The sequence below is a fragment of the Pararhizobium sp. IMCC21322 genome (genome assembly GCF_030758295.1).
In the GTDB taxonomy this organism is placed as follows: Bacteria; Pseudomonadota; Alphaproteobacteria; order Rhizobiales.
This window is the reverse complement of sequence record NZ_CP132335.1, coordinates 3,540,254-3,567,224: the sequence shown is the minus strand read 5'-3', so window position 1 is coordinate 3,567,224 and position 26,971 is coordinate 3,540,254. Positions and strand designations below refer to the sequence as shown.

Here is a 26,971-nt window from a genome sequence, read left to right as displayed (position 1 = left end):
GCAACCTGCTAGGTTTCGTATCCCGCCAGAAACGGGGATGAAAATGCCGCAAACGCTAGTTCATTTAGCCCCTCGTGTGGCAGGAAGGATCCATGATGTGTGCCGCCAAAACGCTCTACAGAGGGATCCATACTTTTGCACAAACCTCGAAGCCTGCGTTTTTGGAAGGAACAAATTTGGAGGTCACGTGGCAGGTTATCATGATTTCTTCGTTTAGATTGTTGTGCTGTTTTCAGTCGATAGAGATTTGGGAGCGATAAGCTCTGAAACTAGAGCCTATGGAAACTTCGCATGTGCGGTGACCTGTTCCAAATCCGACGCCCATGCAGGCTGTTCTGAGGTGAATACCCTGACCCGTTCGGCAACGACAGCCGGTGCGCTCAGTGATCCAGCAGGGACGATCATCTTTGTTGCGTTCCTATTTGTCCAGGGAACGCCGGACCCACAGACCCGGCAGAATGACTTGGAAATATCCCGCCCGGGCACTTGGTAATTGCAAATATCGTCAGCGCCCCCGAGCCAGTCAAACCCTTCGATGTTTACGAACAAGTTAGATGCAAAAGCTGACCCAGTGATTTGGCGGCACTGATCACAACTGCATATAAACAGTTTTTCAAAAGCGTTGACGACCTCGAATGAGACTGTTCCACAAAGGCAGCCACCCTTGACTTTTTTCATCGTCGCAACCCTTTGTTATTTGGCTCAACAAGTCTGCTTGTGCGCTGCAAACGATCTTCAGCCTGCGAAATCATCCTGTAAAGTATGTCTTGCGCGGGTTCTATCGCCCGAACCAGATCAGCAGCTTCACCGATAATCACCGGGGCGATGTCTGTGTCATCCAAGTCCCGAGCGATGGCAAAACGGGCTTGCTCCTCGGCAAGGTTTTGCCTGAGGCCTCCAATGTTCTCGCTCCATTGATTGGTGAAGGCATTTCGCATCGTGCGGAGGTTCCAGCCGTCTGGCCAATCTAGGCCCCGTGCCAAGTCGAAGACCGAACTGCGTTGGGTATCTTCACCGCTGCCACAAAGGGCAGCCTGTTTGGCATTTTCGCTCGCGAGGGATTCGTCACTGGCAAAAAAGCAGGTTCCACACAACACGCCTGCGGCCCCAAGGGCCAAAGCCGCGGCTAGACCACGCCCATCGGCGATGCCACCAGCCGCAATTACCGGTATATCCTTTGCGACATCAACGACCGCAGGAACGAAAGGCAATGTGGATCTGGTACCGCCGTGTCCGCCTGCCTCGGTGCCCTGTGCCACGATAGCATCGACCCCAGCGTCCACACATTCGCGCGCTTGATCCAGCGTCTGTACCTGAACGATTAGTTTGGTCTTTCCATCCCTAATTTTGCGAAGAAACGGTTGAAAATCACCAAACGACAGCATCAGCGCGGCGGGCGCACGATCCAGGACCAGATCAAGTAAGTGCGGCTGTTGTGTAAGAGACCAAGTGATAAAGCCCACGCCAATCCGCGTTTCGCCCGCAGTGTCGAACTCGAGAGCGAGCCAATCGGCGTCGCCGTAGCCACCACCGATTAGACCCAAACCGCCAGCCCGGCTCACAGCGGCGGCAATTGCGCCGCCACTAACATCCGCCATTGGTGCCAAAAGAACAGGATGTTCGATGTCAAATAGATCGCAGAGTGGTGTGCGAATAGACATTTTGGTCAATTCGGCGCTTTGCGTCGGTACTTCTCAACGGGCAGACCACCAACCCCCCAATCCTCAAGTGCAACTTCGTCGATTACGACAAAAGTCGTCGCCGGAGACTTGTCGAGAACCCGGACCAGCAAGTCAGTAACTCCGCTGATCAACTCGGCCTTCTGATCGGTGGTGACGCCCTCGCGGGTCACCTTGATGTTTACATAGGGCATATGGGTTCCTTTCAGGACTCGCGTTCAGTGTAATGGAAAATCTTGGCCATGATTCGCCATTCACCATCGGTTCGCACAAGGGTCAGGCAGTCGATAAAATCCTTCTTGCCGATGGAGCACCGCACTCGGGCAAAGGAGGTGTTTTCGCCCGCGAACTCAATGGACTCGATCACATCACACCGGGGTTCATTGCGTGATGCGGGGGATACGCGCTTCGCCACCACCGGGAAATATTGATCCATTGTACGATACAGAAGAGGAGTTTCGTCCGCCGTTGCGTAGATAGCTTTCGGATGAAGCGCGATTCCCAGCCTTTCAATGTCGGCGTGATAAAGACCGTCAAAGTAGGTCTTCAGCACGCCTGATACGGCGGCAAACTTGCTCATGCTGCCTGCTCCATGAGACCCTCTGCAATCATCGCCTTGATAGAGGCGGGACGCGCAGCGATACGTGCCACGTAAGCTTGGGTTTTGGGATGCGCGTCCAGGCTCACTCCGACAAAACCCGCCCAATTGAGCACCACGAATGCGTACGCGTCCGCAACCGTGAATGTATCGCCGAGAAGAAAGGTGCGGCCATCAGCAAGGATTCGTTCGATGTGTGCTGCGCGGCGTCCGACATTGGCCTCGGCCTTCTGCCTTGCGTCGTCACTAAGTTCCTTGCCTGAGAAAAACGGACCGAAGGATTTATGTAGTTCTGACGATACGAAATTGAGGACTTCTTGAAGCCGCGTGCGCTCCACCGTGCCGTTCGGCGGGGCAAGCCCGGCATCGGGCGACTGATCGGCCAGATACTGCAGTACCGCAGGATTTTCCGTTATGATCTCACCGTCGTCGGTGATCAACGCCGGAACATAGCCGTTTGGATTTATTTTGCGGAAATCTTCGCCTATTTCGGTCTTGCCGGATTCAGTGTTTGTTTTGTCGAGTTCGAACGATAAACCGAGTTCGTTCAGGATAATGTGGGATGCCATTGAGCACGCGCCGGGTTTGTAATGAAGTTTCATGAGAGGTTCCATTTCTGAGGTTTCGCTTTGTGACTTAGGGACTGGTATCAACAGATATGCCTAATTAATAATATTGAATGTTCACCATGATGATCTATAATACTAATCATTATAATCGGAAGGTCATGTCGAGTGATAACATTTGAACAATTGGTTGTGCTGCACGCCATCGTCACTGAGGGGACCTTTCGAGGCGCTGCAGAGCGGCTGAACAAATCCCAATCTGCCATTAGCCACATGCTCAAAAAATTAGAGACCCATATCGATATCGTTTTGCTATCGCGTGAAGAATACAGACCAACCCTGACCCCAGCGGGAGAGGTGTTTCATCGGCAAGCAACACGCGTAATGCAGCAAATGAAAGAGCTGAATATCGTTGCAAAAAACCTGAATGCCAAACAGGAGCCAGAGGTGTTTTTGGCGGTGACCGCCACGTTTCCACTGAAGCCAGTTCTCGAGATCGTCGGCACTATCAGGAATGAGTACCCAGCCACTCATATACGTTTGTCCCGAGAAAGCATGGGGGGGCCGATTGAACGACTGCTACGAAATGACGCCGACATTATCATCGCAGCGATGGATGGCGTTCCCGTAGATCAGGTCGAGGCATTGTCCTTTGCACAGGTCACAATTGTGCCGGTGGCCCATCCAGATTTTGAGCCCGCGCGAAGTTCGCACGTGAAAACGATCACCGAGATGCAAAGCTATACCCAGGTGGTCGTCGCCGACAGTAGTAGTGGCGAGTTTGCTCAAAGCAGGGATCTGCTTCCAGGCGGCCTTCGCTGGACCGTTTCGGACTTTGCAGCAAAAAAAGAGATTCTGTTGGCGAAGCTAGGTTGGGGCGGCATTCCGACCCATATGATCGAACGTGAATTGGCTCAAGGTGATTTGGTGGCTCTCAATGTTGAAGGCTATGAAAAACGCCAATCTCACTTGTTTCAAATGCGCAAGCGCGACAAAGAGGTTGGAATTGTTGCGCAATCAATCTGGGAGCAACTATCGAAGGTCGCGTAGCATGGCCCCAAAATGTCCGCAATTCTCGCGCGGGGTCTGGAGAACGCTGTGGATGTCCGGCGCGTTATGTTTATCCCAATGTGTCCCTCAGACGACAGCAACTACGTTTGGTCGCCACGCTGACAACTCAACTAAGTTATGCGGAATAGTAGCAAAAAGCCCCCTGCGAGCTGATCTTTCCCACTTCAGCAGAGAGGTATTGAACGTTGAGGTCGTAAAACGGACCACCAGCGCCACCAATCTGCAAAACCCTACGTAAGCAATTCTGCTATCTTTCTCGTCAATTTCGACTTTCCCTAAAAATTCTCTTTGGAACAAGGAAGTCGAGACTAATTTGGATGTCCATCGTTCTGCAGAGCATCGTCACAAATCTCGTACCAAGACGGTTTTTCGCTCACAAACTCATGAGACTGGTTTTTCAAACTGAGGTTTCCATCAAGTGCGTTAGCCGCGATGGGAAAGCTGTCTTCTTTCGATAGGATTTCACCAAGGGAACTGCCGCATATCTTGCAGAAACATCGACCATAAATGTAAGGCGACGTTGGTTCAAATAGCTGAATGTGCTCTTTTCCGCGAACCCATTTTAGGTCGTTTTTCTTTACAAACGCGATAGTACTGGCACCTACCTTACGGCATCTAGAACAATGGCAAGTACCTACCATAGATGGCTCAGCTAACAGTTCGAATTTCACCGCTCCGCAGCAGCAACTCCCTTCGATCATGATCTTACCTCCAATTCAGTTTTTACGCCCTTGTTCGCGTATCTTTTTGCAGACATAAATCGAGGCTGCTGACAGCGTTGTGGCAGCATTGAACCGGCGGCAGGCCATACCTGCGGCGACCAAGCACGCACCAAACTCTGTTAAAGCGTCTATCCTGTGGACACAAATCAGGCTCCCTCCGCATCTGCTTCGATGACGCAAGCAACTTGAACTACCATGCCGAAAATGACCGCACTCAGCCACTAATCATCTTCTTGTCTGCCAATTCTGGCTGACCGATCCAAAAAATCAAAGATCGGAAGGTTTTTCACCAGTATCGACCGTTTTAGCCGGAATCCTGGAGGAGCCTACATTGCTATTTGAGCCGGTTCTTTGCGTGATCAGAATTTAAAGCTTCGACAGTAGCCTGACAAGCTGAACCGCGTCTTCGGTGGTCAGCTTTGCTCCGATCTCTTCCGACAGAACGCGCGCATAGACAGGCCACATCGCATGCCTGAGAGATCGTCCTTTGTTAGCGATGCGCACGATCTGCCCACGACCATCGTCGTCGCAGTCCTGACGTTCGATCAGTTCTGCTTTCACCATACGGTCCAGCAGACGCGACGTGCCGTATTGCGGCAGCAACAGAAGTTCCCTGAGTTCGAAAGGGCGTAAGCCGTCGGGGCCAGCCTTCTCGATCTCCAGTAGTGCATCATACCAAGCGAGAGTTGGATGTCCGGCCGATTTCAGCGCCGCCTCGACCGTCTCAAAGAGCCGTCGGCTGGTTGTCATAAGAGTGGCCCATGCGGCCTGAGTTGCGCGATCCGGTTTAGTCATAATATCAATATGCCATATAGATGCATTTGCATCAAGGTTGACAGTGCAATCATCTGTTGTCAATGTAGATGCAGTTGCATTTACATAAGGACACTCATCATGTCACAGGCACAGCTCACTGACATTGCCACATTCTTACTACGCCTAGCGCTTGGCATCATGTTCCTGGCGCACAGCCTCATCCTGAAACTATTCGTTTTCACGCTGCCGGGGACGGCCCAGTTTTTTGAATCTATCGGAATACCCGGCTGGCTTTCCTACGCGGTATTTTCGGCAGAAGTCGTGGCGGGTGTCCTTCTCGTGCTTGGGGTCCAGACGAGATGGGTGGCCCTCGCGACCGTGCCGATCCTTGCTGGGGCGACATGGGCGCATTCCGGTAATGGTTGGATGTTCGGCTATGAAAATGGCGGCTGGGAATATCCTGCCTACCTGACACTGCTGGCCGTCGTGCAAGGCATGCTCGGCGATGGAGCGTTCGCGCTCAATCGTTCCCTATCCCCATCCTTGATCGCAGAATTCAGCCAGAAGGAGGCAAAGCAATGAAACAGCTGATCAGTAATCTGACCGATGTTCTAGCCGAGCGCGAGGCCCGCGTGCTTGGGTTCTTTGGACGCGAGAAATTGGTCTATGTTTGGGGGAAGCCATTATGAAACTTCATCTGATCAGCCATGATCTCTGCCCTTATGTTCAGCGGGCCGTGATTTCCCTCTCCGAGAAGGGTGTTACTTTTAAGCGCACCTATGTCGACCTTGCTGACAAACCGGATTGGTTCCTTGCAATCTCACCTCTCGGAAAGACGCCAGTTCTGGTGGCGAATGACGTGCCGATTTTCGAGTCTGCTGTGATCCTTGAATATCTCGAAGAAACGCAACCGAACCCGCTGCATCCGGACGACCCGCTTGAGCGCGCGCAGCATCGAGCGTGGATGGAGTTCGGTTCGGCCACGCTGAACGATATTGCAGGATTCTACTCTGCAACGGACGAAAAGACCTTTGTTGCCAAGACGGCTGCCCTTCGTGGTAAGTTCGAGCGGTTGGAAAGCGAATTGGGCATCGGCGCCTACTTCGACGGGGAACGGTTCAGCCTTGTCGATGTTGTGTTCGGGCCGGTGTTCCGGTATTTTGACACCTTTGATCGAATTGGTGATTTCGGCATCCTTTCCGGGCTTTCCAAGGTTGGAAGGTGGCGTCATGCTTTGAATGGCAGACAATCTGTCACCGAAGCTGTTGCACCCGATTACCCGAACCTACTGGAGCGGTTTGTCGCGCGGCGAAGTTCCAGATTGTCCAAGATTCTCCAAGAATCTCGAAGAATGCATCCCCCAGATAGGTGAGTGAAATCAGTTAGATATTATAAGCTGCCGCGCGCTCGCGTTGTTCGATTTACCAGCCAGAAAACTCTAGGCCGTCGTGACATTGCGCCTGATACTTCCTGGCGTTTCGTCGGCCTGCTCACGGAGCCAATTGACGATTAATTTCAGGGCAGTACGCGGTGGATGATACACGTCAGGGTAAACCACAAAATATGGCCAATCAGAAATCTGTTTGTTAGGGAAAGGTTCGATCAAAGAACCTCGTGTGATCTCCTCGTCGATAAGAACGCTCCTGCCAAGCATGAACCCTTCACCGTTGACCGCAGCCTGAATTGTCAGGTTGCTGTCCGTGAACAATTGACTTGGCTCTAGGGTGCCAGTTGTCTGAATGTTCTCCCGGGCCATCCACGTACACCAATCCAGATTGGTGTTTTCTCTCCCGAAAGTATGATCTGCAAGAAGCGCCCGGTTACCGATGTCCTTCAAGGCAACAGCGTGTTTGTTCCAATAGTCCGGGCTGCAAGCGGGGGACACATATTCGTCGAATAGCTTTATTGCATGGCATCCGGAGTACGAACCGGTTCCCGATCTTATTGCAAGTGTCAGTTCGCGCTGATTGAAGACAGCCTGATCAAAAGAGGCTTCTACCATCACTCGGGAGCTCGGATGCAAGGCGCGGAACTGAGGCAGTCGGTGTATCAGCCATCTGGACGCCAAAGATGGCAATATACTTAGCCTGATTTCCTCATCATTTCTGATTTCACGAATCTTCGATACATCGTTCTCAAGCTTGTCAAATGTTTGTCTTATATGCTTGGCAAATTGCAAGCCATTCTGATTTAAATTGGTCGTGTTAGAAGTCCGATCCAGCAACCGCACACCCATCCAATCTTCCAGGTTTGTAATTTGCTGACTCACGGCAGATGGACTTACACGCAGCTCTGAAGCTGCCTTTGACAGACCACCATTCCGAGCCACGGCATCAAAAGCGCGCAGCGAATTCAATGGTGGCAGTTTTCTCATTTATGAATCTCCTAGACCAAAAAGGTAATTGTTGAATTCGCGATATTGACAACAGCGGGAAGGGGGCTGCACAGCCTGAGCTGATGTTGGTCTGACGATGTTACAGACCTTAATGCGCTATCACGTGGCAATCACTACAGTATCGCTGCGGGCCCCACCCGACATTTCTTTACCGACAATTTAGTCACTTCGAATAGATTTTACCATTAGAAAATCTAACTCATCAGTTAGTTTTTTGAGGGAACAGAGTTTGCCGGGTTTGCGCTAGACGAACTAAAGCGTCGCGAAGGTTGCGGCCCAGATATTGGAAAGCATGAAATGAAAGCTGTTGGCGTCCTTGAAAACCTCTCCACCGACAACGAGGCAAGCTTCTTTGATTTTGAACTGCCGATCCCTGTTGCCAAAGGCAAAGATCTACTTGTGCGTATTGACGGAATTTCCCTGAACCCTGTGGATTTCAAAGAACGGCACGATATTGTCGGCAAGTTGGCTGAACCGCTTATCTTGGGCTGGGATGCCTGTGGTGAAGTTTTGTCCGTCGGTGATGACGTCAAAACATACAAAGTCGGCGACATGGTCATGTATGCAGGTGAGATCAACCGTCCAGGTTGCTACGCGGAAGTGCAGCTCGTTGATGAGCGGATTGTCGGTCCAAAACCTGCAAGCCTGACACCGGAGGAAGCCGCCTGCGTTCCGCTAACAACACTTGCGGCATGGGAGGCGCTGTTTGACCGCCTGGAGATTGACCGAGTCACAGACGAGAATACCGTACTCCTGATAATTGGCGGTGCCGGGGGCCTTGGGTCAATGGCCATTCAACTCGCTCGCCAGCTGTCCAAGTGCAAAATCATTGCAACGGCATCGCGCAAAGAGAGCAAGGACTGGTGCCTCAAAATGGGCGCGCAGCACGTCATCGACCATTCAAAAAACTTGAAGGAGCAACTGGTCGCCTTAGGCCATGATACAGTTCCTTTGATTTTGAATCTCAGCAACAACATTCCGTATTGGGAGGTCATGGCTGATATCGTGTCTCCCGAAGGTGCGATTTGTTTGGTCGCCAGCACCAAGGCCAAACTCGATCTTGACCTGTTCATGGGGAAAAGTGTGCGTATCAATTACGAGCTGATGTTCACCCGATCCCTGTATTCAACAGACAAGATGCCTATCCAAGGAGACGTCCTGCGACGCGTTGCAAAAATGATAGATTCCGAAACGATGGTGCACACGAGAACCGAAGATATGGGCAAAATTTCAGCTGTGAATATCAGAAGGGCGCATGCACGCGTTGAGACAGGACGGATGATTGGGAAAGCGTCGCTATCTGGTATGAACACCCAATAGGAGCCATCGTTCTTAAGAAAGATCAGCAGGATTGCTGATCTCTACCCCTAGCCGCCTTCTACGCTCGATCATCACCATCGAGAACTGGTCCAAAATGGACATATTCCATGGAAACCCGCCCCCCCCCCCATTGCCACCGTTTACGCGCGAATCCGCAAAGCAAAAGGTGCGCCTAGCCGAAGACGGCTTGAATACACGTGACGCCACCAATGTCGCCACGGCCTACACGCTGGAACGGAAAAACCCTCAGTCCTCCCGCCCTACAATTCCAGAATGTGAGATATAGGTTTGCGTGTTTCCCACTAACAGCACAAGAAGGGCAGAGCTACGTCTTTTGGGCTTCCACGATGCGGTACCTGCATTCTCGAGCAACCAACGGAACCGGCGATTTTAGTCGGACTGACGCCTTTCTTGTGCATCTACAGCACCATCGCACGGTCTATGCGGCGTATACCGCCTTTGTAGATGAAGTTTGCCTTTGCCTGCTGAATGCCCTCTCTCTGGCGCACCTTGATGAACCTGCGCTCCATCGGTGCCACCATGCCAAGCACTGTCAGCACCATGTGGACCATTTCACCGCGTGTTGATACGTGAGGGCCGAGTATGGTGACGAACGCACCCCGTTGTTCGCAGTCATGTATGATGTTCAAGACAGCGCGTGTATCACGTCCCAAGTGATCGAGGTGGGTGACCATCAGTTCGTCGCCGGTTCTCAGAAACTCGATAATCGTCTGGAGTTCTTCGCGACCAGCCCGGGTGGCACCCGAGACCTTTGCAGACCGTATGATTTCGTAGCCCTCGGCTTTCAGCTTGTTCTGCTGCAAGTCCAGGTCCTGGTCGGTCGTGCTGACGCGGGCGTAACCAATTTTTGTCATGTGTCACCTCTGGGTTCAAGCCCAAGGCTACAGTGTCACAAATAGTCGATGTCAACCCGGATGTTACGGTGTCGGGCCAGATTATGTGACGTCACAGCAGGGTATACTTTGATGTGACAACTAGGGTTGCAACCGAAAGCCAGTGGCATGTGGAGCACATATTCAATGCAGTAGACTGAATTAGACGGGACCACTTCAGGCCCAAACCGTCTCACCGCATTTTGCGGCGAATTCAACTGATCGACGCAAAATGATATGTGCTGAAGTCGCAACGTCGTTTTGGAGCCACCACGAAGTTGACGTTCATATCCGGGATCACCGACATGAACGCCAGACTTGTTAATTGCTTAAATATCTTTTTTCAGAACTAAATCTTGTCCGCCTATTTCAGTCGGTACTGTGCTGCCTTGTTCCGCAGAAATGGGAGCCCCTTATCCATGACTTCTTGGAAATTCTGTGCGACGGGGCGCCATACGGACAGGCCATGGGCAATTTCTGGCGGCATGTTGATGAAGCTTTCCATCGCCAGACCGCCCTTGAAGCCAATGGCGGCCAGAGCTGCGAAGACTTCATCCCAGTCGCAACAACCTTCCCCGGGCGTGCCACGGTCGCTTTCCGATAGATGTATGTATCTGAGGTGATCACGTGCATCGAGTATGCCATTGGCGGCACCCTTTTCTTCGATGTTCATATGATAGGTGTCCAGATGGATAAAGATGTTGTCAGATCCAACACGTTCAATCATGTCGCGGGCTTGCCATCCGGTATTTATGAGATGCGTCTCATAACGGTTTACAGGCTCAATGCCGAACAACAGCCCGAGCGACTTGGCATATTTGGCCGAAGCGTCCAGGGCGCGGGCGACATTTGATAGTTCAGATTCAGTCGGCGGCAAGTCTGTCCGCTCCCCAATTCCTCCATAGGTCACTCCGGAGACCGCCTCTGCCCCCATGGCCTTTGCGGTATCAAAGACAAGTTTGAGATATTCGACCGCGCCTTCGGGATTGTGCGATGGCCACACCGGCTGGGGAAGGCCGAGTGAACAAACGGCTCTCATTTCATGTTTTTCCAGCAGGGCGCGGGTATGATCAGCGTCAACCGAAGCGGCATCCAACAGAGCGATTTCCAAAAAATCCATATTATAGTCGACAGCAGCTTGTATGGCGCGCTCTGCTCCTTCGCGATCCCATTGCATGGTCCACATGCTGGTATGAACACCAAATCCTTCCATTTTCATTCCTCCGTAAGCGTAATTGTAAAAGTATTTTTATCAGCTAATTCCGTTGCCACTGGTAGAAGCAACGCGCATTCGTTTCCTGTGTTTGAAAGCCCTTGCTATTGACTTCGATCCTCCGGTTTACTTTGGTTTTCAGTCATGAATCCTCAGTGCAAACAACGAAATCAGAGATCTGTGACCGCCGGTTTTGTTACTGAAACATCGGGTCACACAGAGCTATTCATTGTTGTTTGTTCAATGCTTTGCGGCCTGTCTGGGGCCGATTGCACTTGTTCGAATATTATATTGTAGAGCTCGCACATCGGGTCTTTCCGAGGGGTGTCACAGCGGATGCCAGCAATGCTTTGCCCAAGTTCGCTGAGCCTAGAAGGGCAGGTTGTTCCGTGTCCGGTGCAACAATTGCTACACCCGTTGTGTCCGCAAGAAGCTGTCGGATAACACCACTCCTGCCTGCGCTGCCACTTATGACAATGCGTTCGATCTTTGCTCCAATCTAGGCTGGATTGTTCGACTACACTGCAGCTAGCGCGCAACATCAATACCCAATGAGATACCGGCATGATTGCTGATCATTTGTGGACTACATATCCAGTCCGTGCGGCAAGATCGTAATGTCGCGGATGACGACACTCCGTCGCCGCGTGAGCATGAAAATCACGGCATCGGCCACTTCTGAAGCCTCCATCAATGACTTAGCTGCAAGGGCCTCTTCCATCTTGGCCTTTGGCCAGTCATCCAGCAGTGCCGTTATCACCGGGCCAGGCAACACTGCTCCCATCCGAACACCATGTTCAATTAACTGCCGGCGGGTAGAATGAACAAAGGCCTGCACTGCAAATTTTGAGGCTGTATAAATCGGCTCCCAGATGACCGGAATAACACCTGCCACGGATGATGTGACGATGATATCACCGCTTTTTTGGCTAAGCATATGCGGCAATACCGCATGAATAGAGCGGAAAACCGAATTGTTGTTGAGATTGAGTACCCGATCCCAAATGTCGGGATCTCCATCGGCAACCGGACCACCCACATAAGCACCGGCATTTGCATAGAAAACATCCAAGCCACCGGCGAGATCCAGTATTTCAGGGAGCATGGCCGACACAGCAGCGCCGTCCAGGAGATCCAGGACCATCGGACGTGCATTTGGTCCCAGCTCTTCACACACGGGCAAAAGGCTGTCAGCATCGTAGTCAATCAGCACGACGATCATGCCTGCATCGAGCATAGCTCTGGCACTCGCCAAACCGATTCCTGACGCCGCTCCTGTAATGGCCCCGATCTTTCCCGCCAAACTCTCGCTCATCATGTTCTCCTCAGATATACTAAATCCAGCCCGTTGCCTGGTCGAATAATCACAGATTTAATTTGTATTGATCCGTTGGTCTTGTGCGTCAAAAACATGACATCGGTCCGGCGGGAAACTCAGAAATACAGTGTCATGGTTGTGAAAATTACGCTCCCCGACCGCACGGACCGTAATCATGCCGATATTCTCAACCTCAATATAGAGAAACGCATCACTGCCGAGCTGTTCCTCAACAATGATTTCACCCTTCAGATCACCTTTGTCATGGTCATAGATGATATGTTCCGGGCGGATGCCCACAGTCAGCGTTTCAGTTATCTTGTCTTGATCAATGTTGGATACTTCAATTTGCGGTCCGTTCTTGATCTGAATCACCTTTCCTTCGACAGGCTTAGCTTCCAAAAAGTTCATTTTTGGTGATCCAATGAACCCGGCTACAAATTTGTTCACCGGACGATCATAGAGCTCGATTGGGGACGCAAATTGTTGCACATCTCCGCCTTGTAAAACGACAATCCGATTTGCCATTGTCATGGCTTCGACCTGATCATGGGTAACATAAATCATCGTCGTTTTCAGGCGCTCGTGAAGGCGGACCAATTCAATCCGCATTTGAACCCGGAGAGCTGCATCCAGGTTTGAGAGAGGTTCATCAAAAAGAAAGGCAGCTGGCTCGCGCACGATGGCTCGTCCAATGGCTACCCGCTGTTGTTGACCACCAGACAATTCTCTTGGTTTGCGGTCCAATAGCGGATCGAGTCCCAGGATGCTGGAGGCATGGCCAACTTTTTTAGCAATCTCTTCAGGTGCAAGCCCCGCAATACGAAGACCAAAGCCAACATTTTCCCGCACAGTAAGGTGCGGAAACAAGGCATAGGACTGGAAAACCATCGCAAGACCGCGAGAGGATGGTTTGTTTTCGGTAACATCCTCACCGTCAATCAACACGTGCCCGGATGTAACGGTTTCGAGTCCAGTTATCATCCGCAGGAGTGTCGATTTTCCGCAACCAGAGGGGCCAACAAAAACAACAAACTCGCCATCGTCAACCTCCAGGTTGATGTCCTTCAATACCGACACTTCTCCAAAAGATTTATGGATGCCTTCTAATCTAATTTTGCCCATTTCAATTTACCTTACAGAGGCGTTGTACAAAGTGTGATTGACGAATTTGTTCAAGTAGAACTGTACAATTGTTTACTCGTATCAATTTTTTACTGCGCCCATCGTCAAGCCAGAGACGATGTGTTTTTGCATCAGGATTGTGAAGATCACCGGCGGCAGAATTTGGATAATGGTCGCGGCAGAAATCAGTTCCCAATAAGTCTTTGTCACCGTTGAGAAGGAAGAAATTACGACGGGAAATGTTTTTGCTTCCCGGGTCGTCAGGAACAGTGAAAGCAGAAGTTCATTCCATGCGAAGATGAATACAAAGGTAGCAACTGTCGCGATCCCGGATTTGGCAAGCGGCAGGGCAATAATCCGAAATGTTTGCACCCATGAGCATCCCTCCACACGCGCGGCCTCAATGATTTCCTTGGGAATATTGCGGAAGAAGGACATCGCGACCCAAACCGCAAATGGCAGATTGAACCCGGCATAGACGAGGATTAGTGCCGGAAGGGTGTCCAGCATTCCAACCCCGTTAAATACCATATAGAGCGGCACGGCGGCAGCGATTGGCGGCATCATTCGGGTGGATAGAATCCAGTCTGCAATAAAGTTCTGCTTCTGGAATTTGAAATAGACCAAGGCAAATGCCGCAGGCAAAGCAAATGCCAGGCACAGCAATGTGGCAAAGAGTGTCACAATGGTCGAGTTCATGAGAAACTTCCAATTCTCACTCAGAAGCAGCTTGAAATTGTCAAGATAGGAGAAATCAGGGATCCAGACGGGCGGAATGGCATAGATGTCATTAATGGTCTTGAACGCGGCGAGGATCATCCAGACGATAGGCGCCATGAACACGAAGGTGATCACAAAGGCGGCCGTTAGTTTCCAGCTAAGGTTTTCGTTTTTCATCGCTGAGCCTTCCGCATGTAAGCGACTGCAATTGTTGTGACCAGGATCGATATCAGCAAGATGATTACCGCCGCTGCCGAGCCGTAGCCGACCTGGAAGAAGCGAAAGTCCTGACGGTATGCAAAGAACGTCACTAATTCAGTGGCATCGCCCGGCCCGCCACGGGTGGTGACATAGACCAGATCAAAGAGCTTGAGGTTGTCAATTACGCGCAGGATAACGCCGATCATAATGACATCACGGATCGCTGGAAGTTCGATCCAGCGTGCGACATGATGCCATTTTGCCGCTTCCAATTCGGCCGCTTCATATAGCGAGGATGGCACAGATACCAAGCCAGCAAGCATCAGCAGCATCATGAATGGGGTCCACTGCCAGGCATTAATCAAGATCACTGTCGGGAGGGCAAAAGTGGGGTCTCCAAACCACGATGGACCTTCAACGCCAACGCCTGACAAGAGATAATTTGCAATGCCAAGTGTCGGGTTCAGAATGTAGCTGAACATCAGGCCGACACAAATTGGGGTAATCATCATGGGCAGAATTGCCATGGATCGCAGGACCTGGCCTGTTCGCATTTCCTTCAGACTCAAGAAGACCTTTGCGCAGATGAAGCCAAAGATAATTTCAAGCGTGATAGAAGCAACTGTCAGGACGGCTGTGTTCTGGACAGCCTTCAGAAACAGAGGGTCTGTCAGCAGTCTTTCGTAATTCTCAAAACCAATAAATAGCTTGCGGTCCATTCGCGTTAATTTGGCGTCATAGAGGCTGAGATAGACCGAATAGATAAACGGAAAGACGCTCAGCAGCAGAAGATAAATGACAGCCGGTGCGAGGAACAGAAGCTTGATCTTGCTCTCATCGTCCCGTCTCTTCGGCTTTGTGAGTGGGATAGCTAGGTTTTCAGCCATGGCACCGTGTTTCCATTGTCCGCTTGATAGCAGGATGATTTTGAAGTGTTAGAGGAGCCGATCAGATCGGCTCCTCCATTTTGTGATGCACCTATGTTGTTCTGGGAGGACGCATCACAGAGTCTTGCATCACTCCAGAAGGCCTGCGCGTTGCAGTATCTTGGTGATGTTTGCGTTAGCTTCGTCCATCGCATCCTGTGGCGACGCATCGCCAACGATGGCACGGTTCACCTGAAGGCCGAGTGCATCAATCATCTCAAACGTCGCCGCATGACGCGGACGCAATTCAGACCATGCCGCTTTAGAGGATTCATAGAGAGTTGGTACCCAAGGCTGGGCCGCAATGATCTCAGCATCCTGCATGGCAGAGTGACGGCTGGGTGGTCCACCAAGCTTGACGAAGTCTTTGTGGGTTGCAGGGCTTGCAAACCACTGCATGTAATCCCAGGCAGCATCCTTCTGTTCTGAATGTGCGTTTATGCACATGATCCAGCCACCGACAGGAGGAACAGATTTTGCGCCTTCAGCGTGAGGGAACATCGCAACATCAAACTTGTCGGTAACTTTTGAGATATCGGGATCCATGAACAAAGGTGTCCGTACGGACCAGTTGTTGATCATGGCGACTTTACCCTGAGTGAAGGCATTCGCGCGTTCATCCCATGCGAACTGCTCCACGCCAGGAGGTCCGTATTGCACCATATCCTTGAAGAACTGGATCATAGCGACGGCTTCTGGTGAATTGAACAAAGGCGTCTGGTCGGCATAAGCATCTTCAGAGCCGGGGAAGTTAGACTCCCAAGGTTTTCCACCTGCGGAATAGATCCACTCGAAAAACTGCTGACCGGCAGCAGAGCCGCGCTGGAAGTTCATCGCCATGCCTGCGACATCCGGATCACCGTCATCTTCGGCAAAGTACTTGGCGGCTGCCATGAGTTCTTCAAAGGTTTCTGGCACTTTCAGGCCAGCCGCTTCGAAAAGGTCCTTACGGTAATGCAGCATGTGCCAATAGCCCGCTATCGGCAGACATTGAAGCTTTCCGTCCCAATTTGCCTGACCTGCAAAGGAAGGAATATAGTCGTCCATTGCCATGATCGCCGGATCAGCGGCAGCAACGCGTTCTTCGACGGATTCGATGCAGCCTGCTTCGACATACTCGCCGACCCAGATACCGTCGATAAACAAGACATCATATTGATTGTCCTGCTGCGAGCAGGCAAGGATTTGCTTTTCGTGTAACGGGTCGTATCCGAAGCCCTCCACGGTCACTTCCGCCCCGGTTAGGCCTGTGAAAGTCGGGCCCATTACTTTCAAGGCATCGATGAAGGGATCCTGAATGGTTTGAACGCGTAGCGTCTTGCCGGAATGGTCGCCAAGTACACTGCCCCAGTCTTGAGCGACAGCGCCGCTTGCGGCTAGCGCAATGGTCATGGTGAGCATCGATGCCCCCATTTTGATTGATTTTAAGTGCTTCATTGTTTCCTCCTGAGTTGAAGCGTCTAGTGAAATCCGGCCTGGAATTTGACAAGCCGGTATCGTCCGCGGCCGAAGCCGTGTTTGAACATTCTGTTAGCGGTTTAGTTGTTGTAGAACCCAGCTTTGTGCTGAACTGCGGTCTACAGCTGTTACAGCTCCATGGCCGTTTTAGGCCATCCCAGCCGTAAGCTTAGCGTCTTGTGTCGAAGCCCGAATTTCCATGGTACATTTCAATGGTTTTGGCGCGGCAAACTCATCATCTTTACTCATACGACTCTTCAGCATTGTCCAAGCGCTGCTGGCCATCTTCTCTATCGGCTGTCTGATTGCCGTAATCGGTGTTCGTCGTGCCGACATCCATGGATAGTCATCAAAACCAATGACCGAGACATCCTTACCGACTTCAAACTGGCGTTCCGCAAGGCAAGTCAATGTAGCTAAGGTTGTCATGTCGGTAACCGCAAAAATAGCTGTCGGCATCTGATGCGCATCAAGCCAGCGGCCAAGATGAACAGATCCCACTTTCGGAACAGGACCAACTTCGACGATCTCTGCAGAGCCGCCAGCAGCTTCAATTGTCTCGACAACTCCGCGACTACGTTCTCGAACACCATGCAGCCGCATATCGGATGCCACAATCAAGACCGTCCTGTGCCCGTGTTCAGCAAGATGTGCGGCAGCTTGCGCGCCTGCTTCAGCGTTGTCTACGCGGATAGTGTCGAACCCCTCCACCTCGGTTCCACGGTCAACCAGAACAATGGGAAATTTGTCGCGCAGGTCAAAAAGTTGCTCCGGAACATCGTCTGATACCGGCACGACAATCATGCCTTCGGGCTGCCAAGACATAAGCGCAGAGATACGACCACGTTCTGTTTCTGCATCGTCCTTGGAGTTGGCAACGATAATTTCATAGCCATCCAATTGTGCATGGCTCTCAATTTCAGTAATGAGCGATGTGTAGAAGGGATCTGATAGGTCAGGAACAAGAACTGGCACAATACCGCTCTCACCCGAGCGCAGAAAGGATGCTGCTCTGTTAATGCTATATCCTAGTTTCTCAGCCTCTTTCCTTACATGTTCAGCCAATTCCGGCTTCACAGGTTTTTTACCTGAAAATACGTTGGAGACAGTGGCGGTCGATACACCGGCCGCATCTGCGACCTGCTTAATCGACACTCTTTGCTTCGCCATATTTCCTCCTTTCCGAATTTCCGCCCGACTGTTAAACGATTAACAGTTAAACGATTAACAGGTCAATTCTTTTTTTAGATTTTTCGTATTTTCAATGGGGAGGTTATGTAAAAATATCGTATCCATCTGAAATATATACCATATTTTTCAAATAAATTCGCGTCCAATGCACTGACTGACGTTACAAAAAGTTGCTCAATCAAACGCGTTTTCTCTGTTTTCCTGGTAAACAGGCCTACAGTAGGACAAGCTTTTGATCGTTATGCAGTTAATCTTTTACACCCATCGCGCCTATTGCTGTCAGGACAAATTGATTGATTTTTTAAAACTCAAATGCCCACGCAGATGTCGTCTAACCAATCCAACTCAATTGTCTTATGAAGGTTCAATCTGGAGAAAACCGATGGAATAGAATCCGTGTAAATTCAACATCGCAATGAGCCAAAATATCTAATTGGATCAAGCTCATGTTGTCCCGCATTGCTGCCGTTCATCCAATTCGCAGAGAAAGTCTGCTTCTCGCCCGTACGATACCTTGCAATGCGTCAGCCACAGGCAAAAGCCGCAACGCACAAACCTGCCGAAGGTATTCCCGCATCTTCCCGTTTTGGCACTTACTGTGTGCTTACTTTTTTCATTCGACAAATTTCAGCGGCAACACGCCCGCGAATAACAAACTGTTTTTATTAGGAAAAGTGGTGCCCGGGGAGATACAAACCTCGAACACAATTTTGGATACTTTAGAGGAATGGAACCAGTATCTCAAGCAGGAGAATATTGATTTAGACGAACTATCTTCAAAGCCGAAAAAGCAGGCTCGCCCTCGTGTGCAACGCCCGAGGCTGTCCATATGAGGGAGAGCAAAAAGCTTCAGGAAAACAAGGCCGTTGGCAAGGAATTCCCGGGAGTTTCAGCACAGAAGGACACAAAAACGTCAAAACCACCGTTCGTGGGTTTTCGGGTGACAGAAGAGGAAATGGAGCAGCTAAAACACTTATCGGCGGGAATGTCGGTGAGCGCCTATATTCGCAGATGTCTGTTTGGCGGGGATGGCGCGCCGCGCAAGATCAGACTTCGCGCTCCTGTCAAAGATCAGGAGGCTTTAGGCCGGGTGTTGGGATTATTGGGGCAATCGCGGATTGCCAATAATCTGAACCAGCTTGCCTATGAAGCCAATTGCGGCACGTTGCTGCTGGATCAGCAGAGCGAAGACCAGATCAATGAAGCCTATGCCTATGTGCGCTCTATGCGGCTTGATCTGACGCAGGCGCTCGGTGTTGGCGGGCAGACGCAACATTGATTTTAAAGGGCAATGAACGCGGCGGTGCTGTGCAATTGGCACGGCATCTTTTGAACACGCGTGAGAATGAGCATGTCCGCGTGCATGAAATTTCTGGATTTGTGTCTGATGATCTGACCGAGGCTTTAACAGAAGCCTATGCGGTGAGCCGGGGAACGAAGTGCAAGAACTTCATGTTCTCGCTGGTCTTAAGCCCACCGGAAACAGAGAATGTATCTGTCGAAGCATTTGAGCAAGCCGTTGCAGGAATTGAATCTAAACTTGGATTAACCGGCCAACCCCGCGCAATCATATTTCATGAAAAGAAAGGCAGACGGCACGCGCATTGTGTGTGGTCACGCATTGATATTGTCCGTATGCGCGCGCTGAATGTCTCGCTTTATAAGCGCAAGTTACAAGAGCTGTCGCGGGAGCTATTCCTTGAACATGGTTGGCAAATGCCACGCGGCTTGATGAATAGCGAGGAACGTGACCAGCTCAATTACTCACAAGTCGAACACCAGCAAGCAAAAAGAGCTCAACGTGACCCAAAGGAATTAAAAAGCCTTTTGCTGGATTGTTGGGTGGGCTCTGATTCAAAGGCCGCCTTTGCCGCCGCCTTGTCTGAACATGGTTTGGCGCTCGCTAAAGGTGACAGGCGCGGCTTTGTTGCGGTTGATGGTCAGGGCGAAGTTTATTCGCTTTCGCGCTGGCTTGGCGTGAAGACCAAAGAATTACGCGCGCGCCTTGGTGATATTAAAAAGCTGCCTTCTGTTGATGCTGTCCAATTGCATATCACAGAACGCTTTGCCGATAAGGTGGGCGCTCCGTTTGATGCCGCCTATGCAGAAGCAGAAACACTCTTTCAGAAACAAGTTGATGCCGTTGAATCAAAACGCCGCGCTCTTGTCGGTGATCACAGACAAGCGCGTACTGCATTGGAGGCAGCACAAGAGGCGCGCAGGATTAAAATCGTTAAATCCCGCGTCGCGCTTTTGCCGACAGGTGTAAAAGCTCTCTGGGCAAGGCTTTCCGGCAAATACGACATTATGCGTGCTGAACACATACAGGCCGCAGAAGCCGATAAAATCCGTGACCAGGCGGAGATGCAAAAACTGATTGAAAGGCAACTCGGTGAAAGACGCGGCTTAGAGGAACAGTTTTGTACCCTCAAGGAACAGCACGTGGTGCATCTGGCGAAACTACATCGCGAGAATGCTTTTGAACTTAACGAACAGGTGCCTGGTGTCGATCTGCTGGCAGATCCCGACCAAGCGCTTTTACTGCCCGAAGAAGACCAACTCTATACGGCGCAACAAGTCCGGCAATCGCCGATCAAAATTCTGGATATTATCACCGATAAAAAGTCCGAGTTTAACCGCCGTGATATCCTGCGCGGGCTGGCTAATTATATCGATGATCCGTTGGCTTTACGCGCCGCCTCCGATGCGGTTTTGCGCTCGAAAGAACTGGTCGAGATCAAAAGTGATCCGCTACCGATTTATTCAACGCGGGAAATGGAGGGGCTTAAAAGCGGGCTCGCGCATGACGCAAAATTCATGGCCAAACAAAAGACTCATGGCGTGAAACCTGCCCACACGCATGACGCCATCAAACGCCAAAACGCGATATTGCAAAAGCTACATGGGGCAAGCCTGAGCGATGAACAACACGCGGCGATAAATCATATTCTCAAGCCAGAAAGAATAAGCGCCGCTGTCGGCCTGGCCGGAACCGGCAAAAGCACAATGCTTGCCGCCGCGCATGAGGCTTGGACAAAACAAGGCTATCAGGTTTTTGGCGCGGCATTGTCCGGTAAAGCTGCCGATGGTCTGCAAAATGCCTCCGGCATTATCAGCCGCACCTTGGCCTCGATGGAAATGAGCTGGAAGAACGGATACAATCAATTAAAACCCGGCGATGTTCTGGTGATTGATGAAGCCGGAATGATTGGCACTCGCCAAATGAGCCGTTTTGTCGAGCACACCAAGACATATGGTGCAAAGCTCGTTCTGGTAGGCGACCCGGAACAATTACAGCCCATCAATGCCGGAACTCCATTTAAAGATATTGCCGAAAATATTGGAGCGGCAAAACTCACAGAAATTCGTCGCCAGAAATCAGACTGGCAGCGCCAAGCCTCGCTTGATCTGGCAACGGGCAATACCGGAAAGGCGATAGATGCCTATCAAAAGCACGGCGCGGTCAAAACCACCAAAAGCCAAGACGACGCCATTGCCGCGTTGGTGCAGGATTATATGGTTGATATCGAAACACGCGGCGAAAGTGCCTCACGGCTGGCCTTCGCCCATCGCCGCAAAGATGTACATGCGATCAATCAGGCTGTTCGCATGGCGCGCAAATCAAGCGGTGAACTGGTCGATGAGCATTATTTTAAAACCACTCATGGCAAGCGCGCCTTTGCCCCCAATGACCGCATCATCTTCACCAAAAACGATACCGAGCTTGGCGTGAAAAATGGTGCGTTAGCGACGATTGAAAAAGTCACCAAAGACAAAATAGTTGTTACCCTTGACGGTGCCAACAGCGACAAACCGCGTCGTCTGACGTTTTTCCCAAGCCAATACGCCTCTATAGATCACGGCTACGCCACCACCATCCACAAAAGCCAGGGCGCAACCGTGGATAGGTCATTTGTCCTATCGTCGCGAACGCTGGACAAACACCTGACCTACGTCGCTCTCACACGCCACAAACATGACGCCCGTTTCTATAGCGATAGCGACAACATGCCAAGGATGAAGCAGGAGCGTGCGCCGGAGCGCGATAGAGGACTGGTCTTACGTCCAAGGCGATAATTTGCCCCTTAGCTGTAGAAGACTCGACTGACGCTAACGACAGTTTTACCCTGCACATGCTAGCTGACAAGGAAGAGAGGGCGGAAAGGTCGAAGCAAGTTGATCGTGTTGTGTTGTCTTCGGACAATAACTAGCTATTGCATTTTATCTGCACTCTTACGTGCTTTCGATTGATTATCATAAGCGCTTTGCAGTGCTGTCAATTCGTCGCAAAACCGATGCAGACTGTGTGGAAACCCGCCCCATTCGGGATTCCCTCTGAAAGCCGGTGGTGGTATTTTGCGCCATGGCTCATATTTCTGGAACTGATCGCTCGCAGATGTTGCTTTTGCCCGAACGGGTGGAGGATTATGTTGGGGTGAACAACCCCGTTCGTTTTGTTGACGCGTTTGTTGATGGTCTGGATTTGGAAGCCGTTGGGTTTGGGCGGGTGCAGGCTGAGGCGACGGGTCGACCCGGTTATCATCCTGCCGATCTGCTGAAGCTCTATATCTATGGCTACCTGAACCGGGTTCGTTCCAGTCGTCGATTGGAGGTGGAGTGCGGTCGCAATATGGAGGTGATCTGGCTGCTGCGGCATCTCAAGCCGGACTTCAAGACCATTGCCGATTTCCGGCGGGACAATCGGGCTGCCTTCAAACAAGTGTTTCGGGAATTCGTCGTATTGTGCCGCAAACTCGATCTGTTCGGGCGCGAGTTGCTGGCGGTGGATGGAACCCGGATCAAGGCGGTCAACGCCAAGGACCGGAATTTCACCAAGACGGGCCTGACGAAGGCCATCAAGGAAGCTGATGATCGGCTCGACGCCTATCTAAAACAAATGGATGAGAGCGACAGCACTGACACAACCAGCCACTCCGGTAGTGCAGGATCGGATGGCCTTGGAGATGTCGCCGACAAGATTGCGAAGCTGAAAGCCAAACAGGATCGGCACAAATCCCTTCTCAAACAAATGCATGAAACGGGCGAAAGCCAGATATCGCTGAACGACCCCGACAGTCGCTATCAGTCGGGCAAGGTCAAGGCCGGGGTCAGCTACAACGCGCAGATCGCAGTCGATTGCAAACACAAGCTGATTGTCGAGCAGGATGTATGCACTCAGGTTGGTGATCTGGGTTTACTGGCCAAGACCGCCGAGCCCGCTCGCGCGCTTCTGGAAGTCGAGACAATCGATGTTGTGGCCGACCGGGGCTACTTCAAGATCGAAGATATTGAGGCCTGTGAAGCGGCCAACATCATTCCCCATGTGCCCAAACCGCAACGTGGCCCGGCTGTGCGTGAAGGCTTCTTTGCCAAGGATGCGTTTCGCTATGATGCTGAGGCGGATCACTATATCTGTCCCGACGATCAACGACTTTCCCCGCTTTACAAAAGCAAATCGCGCGACAACATCAAGATCGACTATTGCAACCGGGCAGCGTGCCGAGCCTGCGACTTGCGCCCGCGCTGCACCAAGACTTTCCGCCGGGTATCGCGGTTGGAAAACGAGGCGGTTCTGGATCGAATGGCTGAGCGACTGGTTGCCCGCCCAGAGTTAATGGATGATCGTCGCAACAGCGTTGAACACCCGTTTGGAACAATCAAACAATGGATGAACCAGGGCGCTTTCCTGATGCGGCGGTTGGAAAACGTCCGAGCCGAGTTCAGCCTCACCACACTCGCCTACAACATCAGGCGGGCGCTCACACTTGTCGGTGTGACAGGACTAATGGCGGCGCTGCAGGTATGAATCGCCATCTTTGTGCTGCCAAACACGTTGAAAGTTGTCCAATATGGCCACAAAATCGGTTACACAACGCATGTGGCAAGAACAGTTGGAAAAACGTGTCAGAAACGCCGAAACAAAGGTAACCGCACCAAAGTCGAACAGAACCAGAGTTTCCACACGGTCTGGATGATATCTGCAACAAGTTCCACATATCCGATTATGCGACTTTCAAGCGCACCACTTCATACCCATGTAGCCGTTTCCCTGCTTCAACTCGCCGAGCATTTTCTTGAGGCGACGTTCTTTAGTGTCGTCCTTTTTCGCGTTGTTAATCCACATAAGATAATCGTTACGCTGATAGGGAGGGCGGTCTTCATAAGCCGATTCCAAACCCTCTTTTATCAGAGCGTCTTTGACCAATTTCGGCATGGTCTGCGTGACACGCTTCAAGCCGCTCATGGGTCATCTGCCGTAAAAACAACTGCCTCGGCACTACGTTTGGCAGGGCCATGATGAACAACTTCGATATTGTTACCGTCTGGGTCGAGGACGTAGGCAGCAAAATAGGCGGGATGGTAATGCCGTTCTCCTGCCGCTCCGTTATCTGTGCCACCATTGGCAAGCGCGGCTTTGTGAAAAGCCTTCACCGTTTCGCGGTTGGTAGCTTGAAATGCCAAATGTACTTTGCTGACTTCCCCGTCAGCGGTACTGACAAACAGCTCATCGCAGGTAAAAAATCCGTCCTGCGAATTGAAAGCGTCAATGCCAAGCACCTCTGCAATGGCTTTGTAAAAAAACCGCGCTCTTTTTCAAATCGGCAACGCGCAAATGAACGTGGTCTATTAGCCTGCCTTTTTTGAATTCCATCTGTCGCTCCATTCATTGCCGATATTATTCCATACCTAAGCAAAACTTGAAAGAAACGCCTGCCTGTCGCAAAATCCATGATATTTGCAACAAGTTCCATAAAACCGGTTATGCAATCACGAATTAGAGCAATAGCCAACTATTTTACTCCGTTGAATCTGCGCGCAAACATCATTGGTGAATATCTCGCGGCTATGGATTAGGAATAGTGATTCCCAAATGTTCTTTGAGCGCTTTTCTGCTGTTTTGTCTCAGAGAAACGCTCAAGCTTGTTCGCAAACCTGACATTTTAGCTCCGTCCAAATGTTCGTGGAGGACTGCAATCATTAAAGTTACACAGATATCAACAGTTGCACGCTCACGAGCAGACCACTTGCCAAGCTCAGGGATGCTCGCCTGTGCTATATTAGTTTTTCCATTTGCCGATGTCATTCGGAATAAACTATTTGATCCATGAACAGCTTTTGAAAGCGTCGCGTACTCAGTATCGAGAGCGACCTTCAGACCGAGTTCGTTACAAATATCTAGTGCTTTTGGGTGGCAAGAAGCATACTCGCGCAACTCTTTTGGAGTAATCCGAAAAGTGTCTTTTTCCCATTTTGAGAACTCAACTGGATGATCTAAATAGTAGATGGCTGCCAAGGAGTTTTCCATGAAACTTCGCAGCGACTGAAGTGCGGGCCTCCAGCTTCCAAAGCAGGCATTCACATGGGATAACAGAGCATCGTTATGAGCTTCGAAGAAAAACTGAGCCGCGCCCTTTGGAAAATTTGGCTCGATTAAATCAATTTTGAGAGCGTTAAGGGACGCTATTCTTGCATAACTTTCCACTAAACTTTTCTTGCCGCGGAATACACCAGCATTGATTTGCAAATCAATTGGTAGCTGTTCAGAAAACGCTGCATAGTTAGCTTGCAATGCGACTGAAATGCTAGTCATTTTTGAGCAAAAAGCTTAGTGCGTTTGAAAGCTCTGAAGTCGTTTTTGGCGTATTCAACGACTTGCGGGCTATTCTGTCACGCTCTTGACTGTTCTCCGCCAAGTAAGTCAGAATTTTACCCATGACATCACGTGCAGCATCCCGCGGTCTAATTTCAATTGGAAGGTCAAAATCGGCAATGACAGTTTGCCATTCACTTTTCCCATAGGTGGAGAATACAGCGAGGGTGGACAAGCTAATTCCTCGTTCTGCACTTGGCGCGTCCTTTGTCGCTGACACCAAATTTCCAAAGTCGCTCAATTCTTGATTTGGCACACTCCGCAATATTTTAGATAATGCAGTCAAGGACTTAGCAAGCTCATGTGTTTTCATGGTAGTAGGCCCACTTTTTTCAGAAGCTCCACCGAAAAGTTGGTGAACTCCCGCTTTGCGTTAGCATCATTCATTTGAAATACTGATTTGTTTTTCGCGGTAGATTCCGTCACCACAGAGCGCTCTTTGATCTCCGATTTCAACACGCTTCCAGAAAACTGCTTCTTTAAGTCGGCGGTAGTTTGGTCTCTAAAATACGACGCTCGCCCTACTCGAGACATTACGATACCCGCGTTCTCAATATCTACGTCCATATCATCTCCGAATTTTTTGACCCTTCTTAGCAGAAGGGCAATTCCCAAGCTGGATAGAAAATCTGGGGACACCGGAACCACATAATGTGTACTCATGGCTAGCGCATTTTGTGTTGGTAATGTCAAGTTTGGTGGGCAGTCACAAACTACGACATCATAATCGTCCATCACACCTATAAGGCTCTTTTTGAGGAGATTTTCTCTGGCAGTTCTTGCGCCAATATCTAAGTCAATCGTGAACAAGCTTAGGTTTGACGGGACAAGATCTACCCCCTTAAAGACCTCTTTCAAAATCACATCTGTTGCTTTCACAATGTTACCCTCCGCATGGTCTCCGTTACGAACACCTAAAAGGTCGGCAACTGTCCCCTTTTTCTTGCTATGTTTGGACCATTCTTCAGGGGAGATACATGAAAACGTCGCATTAGTTTGCGGGTCCAGATCGACAAGCAGTGTCTTAAAGCCATTTTTTCCGCAATATGCAGCGAAGTTAACGGCAATGGCGGTTTTTCCTACGCCACCCTTCAGATTCACACATGAGATAACAACGGTCATTTTCTTCCAAGCAATTATGATAACAGAAGGTCTAGACTGATATATG

At 50.6% G+C, this 26,971-nt stretch carries 29 protein-coding genes and 2 pseudogenes; 9 read left to right on the top strand and 22 right to left on the bottom strand.

The genetic code is table 11. The annotated features are described in order from the left end of the window. Positions 1–276: 276 nt before the first annotated feature. The 5 genes from RAL91_RS25115 to gstA are packed head-to-tail and all read right to left on the bottom strand — an operon-like array spanning position 277 to position 2,879. Positions 277–678 carry a GFA family protein gene (locus RAL91_RS25115; RefSeq protein ID WP_371932429.1) on the bottom strand — a complete coding sequence of 134 codons (402 nt, stop codon included), beginning with the start codon at positions 676–678 and terminating at the stop codon, positions 277–279. Further along, positions 675–1,661, bottom strand: coding sequence for a nitronate monooxygenase family protein (locus RAL91_RS16785; protein WP_306257403.1), 987 nt, complete (start codon positions 1,659–1,661; stop codon positions 675–677). The genes RAL91_RS25115 and RAL91_RS16785 overlap by 4 nt, the downstream gene beginning before the upstream one ends. A 5-nt stretch (positions 1,662–1,666) precedes the next feature. Next, entirely contained in the window at positions 1,667–1,873 is a 207-nt protein-coding gene (locus RAL91_RS16780) for a 4-oxalocrotonate tautomerase family protein (RefSeq protein WP_306257402.1), read from the bottom strand. 11 nt (positions 1,874–1,884) lie between these two features. Further along, complete coding sequence (locus tag RAL91_RS16775; RefSeq protein ID WP_306257401.1) at positions 1,885–2,259, bottom strand: nuclear transport factor 2 family protein; 375 nt, start codon at positions 2,257–2,259, stop codon at positions 1,885–1,887. After that, positions 2,256–2,879 carry a glutathione transferase GstA gene (gstA, locus tag RAL91_RS16770; protein ID WP_306257400.1) on the bottom strand — a complete coding sequence of 208 codons (624 nt, stop codon included), beginning with the start codon at positions 2,877–2,879 and terminating at the stop codon, positions 2,256–2,258. The genes RAL91_RS16775 and gstA overlap by 4 nt, the downstream gene beginning before the upstream one ends. A gap of 132 nt (positions 2,880–3,011) precedes the next feature. Between gstA and RAL91_RS16765 the strand changes: the two genes are divergently transcribed. Beyond that, positions 3,012–3,893, top strand: coding sequence for a LysR family transcriptional regulator (locus RAL91_RS16765; protein ID WP_306257399.1), 882 nt, complete (start codon positions 3,012–3,014; stop codon positions 3,891–3,893). Between the two features lie 329 nt (positions 3,894–4,222). On the opposite strand, the gene RAL91_RS16760 is transcribed toward RAL91_RS16765, so the two are convergent. Together RAL91_RS16760 and RAL91_RS16755 are read right to left on the bottom strand one after the other, a co-directional pair. After that, on the bottom strand, positions 4,223–4,555 hold the full coding sequence (locus tag RAL91_RS16760; protein ID WP_306262976.1) for a GFA family protein: 333 nt from the start codon (positions 4,553–4,555) through the stop codon (positions 4,223–4,225). Positions 4,556–5,002: 447 nt separating this feature from the next. Next, positions 5,003–5,431 (bottom strand): MarR family winged helix-turn-helix transcriptional regulator, encoded by a 429-nt coding sequence (locus tag RAL91_RS16755; protein WP_306257398.1) that lies wholly within the window; start codon positions 5,429–5,431, stop codon positions 5,003–5,005. A 99-nt stretch (positions 5,432–5,530) separates the two neighbouring features. On the opposite strand from RAL91_RS16755, the gene RAL91_RS16750 reads away from it, so the two are divergent. Then, positions 5,531–5,974 (top strand): DoxX family protein, encoded by a 444-nt coding sequence (locus tag RAL91_RS16750; RefSeq protein ID WP_306257397.1) that lies wholly within the window; start codon positions 5,531–5,533, stop codon positions 5,972–5,974. 103 nt (positions 5,975–6,077) lie between these two features. Continuing rightward, positions 6,078–6,764 (top strand): glutathione S-transferase family protein, encoded by a 687-nt coding sequence (locus tag RAL91_RS16745; protein ID WP_306257396.1) that lies wholly within the window; start codon positions 6,078–6,080, stop codon positions 6,762–6,764. 66 nt (positions 6,765–6,830) lie between these two features. Here RAL91_RS16745 and RAL91_RS16740 read toward each other — a convergent pair whose 3' ends face one another. Next, on the bottom strand, positions 6,831–7,766 hold the full coding sequence (locus RAL91_RS16740) for a LysR substrate-binding domain-containing protein (RefSeq protein ID WP_306257395.1): 936 nt from the start codon (positions 7,764–7,766) through the stop codon (positions 6,831–6,833). Between the two features lie 318 nt (positions 7,767–8,084). Between RAL91_RS16740 and RAL91_RS16735 the strand changes: the two genes are divergently transcribed. Both RAL91_RS16735 and RAL91_RS16730 read left to right on the top strand, forming a co-directional pair. After that, positions 8,085–9,107, top strand: a complete 1,023-nt coding sequence (locus tag RAL91_RS16735) for a zinc-binding alcohol dehydrogenase family protein (RefSeq protein ID WP_306257394.1) — start codon at positions 8,085–8,087, stop codon at positions 9,105–9,107. A 94-nt stretch (positions 9,108–9,201) separates the two neighbouring features. Then, positions 9,202–9,348, top strand: a pseudogene (locus RAL91_RS16730) (DUF1348 family protein); the annotation flags it as partial. 178 nt (positions 9,349–9,526) lie between these two features. Here the strand turns inward: RAL91_RS16730 and RAL91_RS16725 are convergent. The 9 genes from RAL91_RS16725 to RAL91_RS16685 all read right to left on the bottom strand — a co-directional run bounded on the left by RAL91_RS16725 (position 9,527) and on the right by RAL91_RS16685 (position 18,131). Beyond that, the gene (locus RAL91_RS16725; protein WP_306257393.1) at positions 9,527–9,982 is read right to left on the bottom strand and encodes a recombinase family protein; all 456 of its coding nucleotides are present in this window, start codon (positions 9,980–9,982) and stop codon (positions 9,527–9,529) included. Between the two features lie 382 nt (positions 9,983–10,364). Further along, on the bottom strand, positions 10,365–11,213 hold the full coding sequence (locus tag RAL91_RS16720) for a sugar phosphate isomerase/epimerase (protein WP_306257392.1): 849 nt from the start codon (positions 11,211–11,213) through the stop codon (positions 10,365–10,367). Between the two features lie 286 nt (positions 11,214–11,499). After that, positions 11,500–11,700 (bottom strand): FGGY-family carbohydrate kinase, encoded by a 201-nt coding sequence (locus RAL91_RS16715; protein WP_306262974.1) that lies wholly within the window; start codon positions 11,698–11,700, stop codon positions 11,500–11,502. A gap of 99 nt (positions 11,701–11,799) precedes the next feature. Continuing rightward, on the bottom strand, positions 11,800–12,528 hold the full coding sequence (locus tag RAL91_RS16710; RefSeq protein ID WP_306257391.1) for an SDR family oxidoreductase: 729 nt from the start codon (positions 12,526–12,528) through the stop codon (positions 11,800–11,802). 57 nt (positions 12,529–12,585) lie between these two features. Then, complete coding sequence (locus RAL91_RS16705) at positions 12,586–13,656, bottom strand: ABC transporter ATP-binding protein (protein ID WP_306257390.1); 1,071 nt, start codon at positions 13,654–13,656, stop codon at positions 12,586–12,588. Positions 13,657–13,737: 81 nt separating this feature from the next. Then, on the bottom strand, positions 13,738–14,553 hold the full coding sequence (locus RAL91_RS16700) for a carbohydrate ABC transporter permease (RefSeq protein WP_306257389.1): 816 nt from the start codon (positions 14,551–14,553) through the stop codon (positions 13,738–13,740). Continuing rightward, positions 14,550–15,464 (bottom strand): carbohydrate ABC transporter permease, encoded by a 915-nt coding sequence (locus tag RAL91_RS16695; RefSeq protein WP_306257388.1) that lies wholly within the window; start codon positions 15,462–15,464, stop codon positions 14,550–14,552. The genes RAL91_RS16700 and RAL91_RS16695 overlap by 4 nt, the downstream gene beginning before the upstream one ends. A 129-nt stretch (positions 15,465–15,593) precedes the next feature. Continuing rightward, the gene (locus tag RAL91_RS16690) at positions 15,594–16,940 is read right to left on the bottom strand and encodes an extracellular solute-binding protein (RefSeq protein ID WP_306257387.1); all 1,347 of its coding nucleotides are present in this window, start codon (positions 16,938–16,940) and stop codon (positions 15,594–15,596) included. A gap of 168 nt (positions 16,941–17,108) precedes the next feature. Further along, positions 17,109–18,131 carry a LacI family DNA-binding transcriptional regulator gene (locus RAL91_RS16685; RefSeq protein ID WP_306257386.1) on the bottom strand — a complete coding sequence of 341 codons (1,023 nt, stop codon included), beginning with the start codon at positions 18,129–18,131 and terminating at the stop codon, positions 17,109–17,111. 467 nt (positions 18,132–18,598) lie between these two features. On the opposite strand from RAL91_RS16685, the gene RAL91_RS16680 reads away from it, so the two are divergent. From RAL91_RS16680 to RAL91_RS16665, 4 genes are all read left to right on the top strand, one after another. Then, a complete protein-coding gene (locus RAL91_RS16680; RefSeq protein ID WP_306257385.1) occupies positions 18,599–18,985 on the top strand; it encodes a hypothetical protein in 387 nt (128 codons plus the stop codon). After that, positions 18,982–19,431 (top strand): plasmid mobilization relaxosome protein MobC, encoded by a 450-nt coding sequence (gene mobC / locus RAL91_RS16675; protein ID WP_306257384.1) that lies wholly within the window; start codon positions 18,982–18,984, stop codon positions 19,429–19,431. The genes RAL91_RS16680 and mobC overlap by 4 nt, the downstream gene beginning before the upstream one ends. Continuing rightward, on the top strand, positions 19,428–22,229 hold the full coding sequence (locus tag RAL91_RS16670) for an AAA family ATPase (protein WP_306257383.1): 2,802 nt from the start codon (positions 19,428–19,430) through the stop codon (positions 22,227–22,229). The genes mobC and RAL91_RS16670 overlap by 4 nt, the downstream gene beginning before the upstream one ends. Before the next feature lie 286 nt (positions 22,230–22,515). Continuing rightward, complete coding sequence (locus RAL91_RS16665; RefSeq protein ID WP_306257382.1) at positions 22,516–23,958, top strand: IS1182 family transposase; 1,443 nt, start codon at positions 22,516–22,518, stop codon at positions 23,956–23,958. 207 nt (positions 23,959–24,165) lie between these two features. Here RAL91_RS16665 and RAL91_RS16660 read toward each other — a convergent pair whose 3' ends face one another. From RAL91_RS16660 to RAL91_RS16640, 5 genes and pseudogenes are all read right to left on the bottom strand, one after another. Further along, positions 24,166–24,396 (bottom strand): YdeI/OmpD-associated family protein, encoded by a 231-nt coding sequence (locus RAL91_RS16660; protein WP_306257381.1) that lies wholly within the window; start codon positions 24,394–24,396, stop codon positions 24,166–24,168. Next, positions 24,393–24,804 (bottom strand): annotated as a pseudogene (locus RAL91_RS16655) (VOC family protein). The gene RAL91_RS16660 and the pseudogene RAL91_RS16655 overlap by 4 nt, the downstream one beginning before the upstream one ends. A gap of 192 nt (positions 24,805–24,996) precedes the next feature. Then, complete coding sequence (locus RAL91_RS16650) at positions 24,997–25,743, bottom strand: hypothetical protein (protein WP_306257380.1); 747 nt, start codon at positions 25,741–25,743, stop codon at positions 24,997–24,999. Further along, positions 25,736–26,116 (bottom strand): hypothetical protein, encoded by a 381-nt coding sequence (locus tag RAL91_RS16645; protein WP_306257379.1) that lies wholly within the window; start codon positions 26,114–26,116, stop codon positions 25,736–25,738. The genes RAL91_RS16650 and RAL91_RS16645 overlap by 8 nt, the downstream gene beginning before the upstream one ends. Beyond that, on the bottom strand, positions 26,113–26,925 hold the full coding sequence (locus RAL91_RS16640; RefSeq protein ID WP_306257378.1) for a ParA family protein: 813 nt from the start codon (positions 26,923–26,925) through the stop codon (positions 26,113–26,115). The genes RAL91_RS16645 and RAL91_RS16640 overlap by 4 nt, the downstream gene beginning before the upstream one ends. Positions 26,926–26,971 lie beyond the last annotated feature (46 nt).

Bases quoted from the DNA above. Each gene is read 5' to 3' on its own strand.
- RAL91_RS16695 (WP_306257388.1), bottom strand. From the start codon at position 15,464: ATGGCTGAAAACCTAGCTATCCCACTCACAAAGCCGAAGAGACGGGAC.
- RAL91_RS16690 (WP_306257387.1), bottom strand. From the start codon at position 16,940: ATGAAGCACTTAAAATCAATCAAAATGGGGGCATCGATGCTCACCATG.
- RAL91_RS25115 (WP_371932429.1), bottom strand. From the start codon at position 678: ATGAAAAAAGTCAAGGGTGGCTGCCTTTGTGGAACAGTCTCATTCGAG.
- RAL91_RS16780 (WP_306257402.1), bottom strand. From the start codon at position 1,873: ATGCCCTATGTAAACATCAAGGTGACCCGCGAGGGCGTCACCACCGAT.
- RAL91_RS16720 (WP_306257392.1), bottom strand. From the start codon at position 11,213: ATGGAAGGATTTGGTGTTCATACCAGCATGTGGACCATGCAATGGGAT.
- RAL91_RS16785 (WP_306257403.1), bottom strand. From the start codon at position 1,661: ATGTCTATTCGCACACCACTCTGCGATCTATTTGACATCGAACATCCT.
- RAL91_RS16710 (WP_306257391.1), bottom strand. From the start codon at position 12,528: ATGAGCGAGAGTTTGGCGGGAAAGATCGGGGCCATTACAGGAGCGGCG.
- RAL91_RS16645 (WP_306257379.1), bottom strand. From the start codon at position 26,116: ATGAAAACACATGAGCTTGCTAAGTCCTTGACTGCATTATCTAAAATA.
- RAL91_RS16705 (WP_306257390.1), bottom strand. From the start codon at position 13,656: ATGGGCAAAATTAGATTAGAAGGCATCCATAAATCTTTTGGAGAAGTG.
- RAL91_RS16725 (WP_306257393.1), bottom strand. From the start codon at position 9,982: ATGACAAAAATTGGTTACGCCCGCGTCAGCACGACCGACCAGGACCTG.
- mobC (WP_306257384.1), top strand. From the start codon at position 18,982: ATGAGGGAGAGCAAAAAGCTTCAGGAAAACAAGGCCGTTGGCAAGGAA.
- RAL91_RS16700 (WP_306257389.1), bottom strand. From the start codon at position 14,553: ATGAAAAACGAAAACCTTAGCTGGAAACTAACGGCCGCCTTTGTGATC.
- gstA (WP_306257400.1), bottom strand. From the start codon at position 2,879: ATGAAACTTCATTACAAACCCGGCGCGTGCTCAATGGCATCCCACATT.
- RAL91_RS16745 (WP_306257396.1), top strand. From the start codon at position 6,078: ATGAAACTTCATCTGATCAGCCATGATCTCTGCCCTTATGTTCAGCGG.
- RAL91_RS16750 (WP_306257397.1), top strand. From the start codon at position 5,531: ATGTCACAGGCACAGCTCACTGACATTGCCACATTCTTACTACGCCTA.
- RAL91_RS16665 (WP_306257382.1), top strand. From the start codon at position 22,516: ATGGCTCATATTTCTGGAACTGATCGCTCGCAGATGTTGCTTTTGCCC.
- RAL91_RS16760 (WP_306262976.1), bottom strand. From the start codon at position 4,555: ATGGTAGGTACTTGCCATTGTTCTAGATGCCGTAAGGTAGGTGCCAGT.
- RAL91_RS16755 (WP_306257398.1), bottom strand. From the start codon at position 5,431: ATGACTAAACCGGATCGCGCAACTCAGGCCGCATGGGCCACTCTTATG.
- RAL91_RS16685 (WP_306257386.1), bottom strand. From the start codon at position 18,131: ATGGCGAAGCAAAGAGTGTCGATTAAGCAGGTCGCAGATGCGGCCGGT.
- RAL91_RS16735 (WP_306257394.1), top strand. From the start codon at position 8,085: ATGAAAGCTGTTGGCGTCCTTGAAAACCTCTCCACCGACAACGAGGCA.
- RAL91_RS16640 (WP_306257378.1), bottom strand. From the start codon at position 26,925: ATGACCGTTGTTATCTCATGTGTGAATCTGAAGGGTGGCGTAGGAAAA.
- RAL91_RS16775 (WP_306257401.1), bottom strand. From the start codon at position 2,259: ATGAGCAAGTTTGCCGCCGTATCAGGCGTGCTGAAGACCTACTTTGAC.
- RAL91_RS16660 (WP_306257381.1), bottom strand. From the start codon at position 24,396: ATGAGCGGCTTGAAGCGTGTCACGCAGACCATGCCGAAATTGGTCAAA.
- RAL91_RS16680 (WP_306257385.1), top strand. From the start codon at position 18,599: ATGTTGTCCCGCATTGCTGCCGTTCATCCAATTCGCAGAGAAAGTCTG.
- RAL91_RS16650 (WP_306257380.1), bottom strand. From the start codon at position 25,743: ATGACTAGCATTTCAGTCGCATTGCAAGCTAACTATGCAGCGTTTTCT.
- RAL91_RS16740 (WP_306257395.1), bottom strand. From the start codon at position 7,766: ATGAGAAAACTGCCACCATTGAATTCGCTGCGCGCTTTTGATGCCGTG.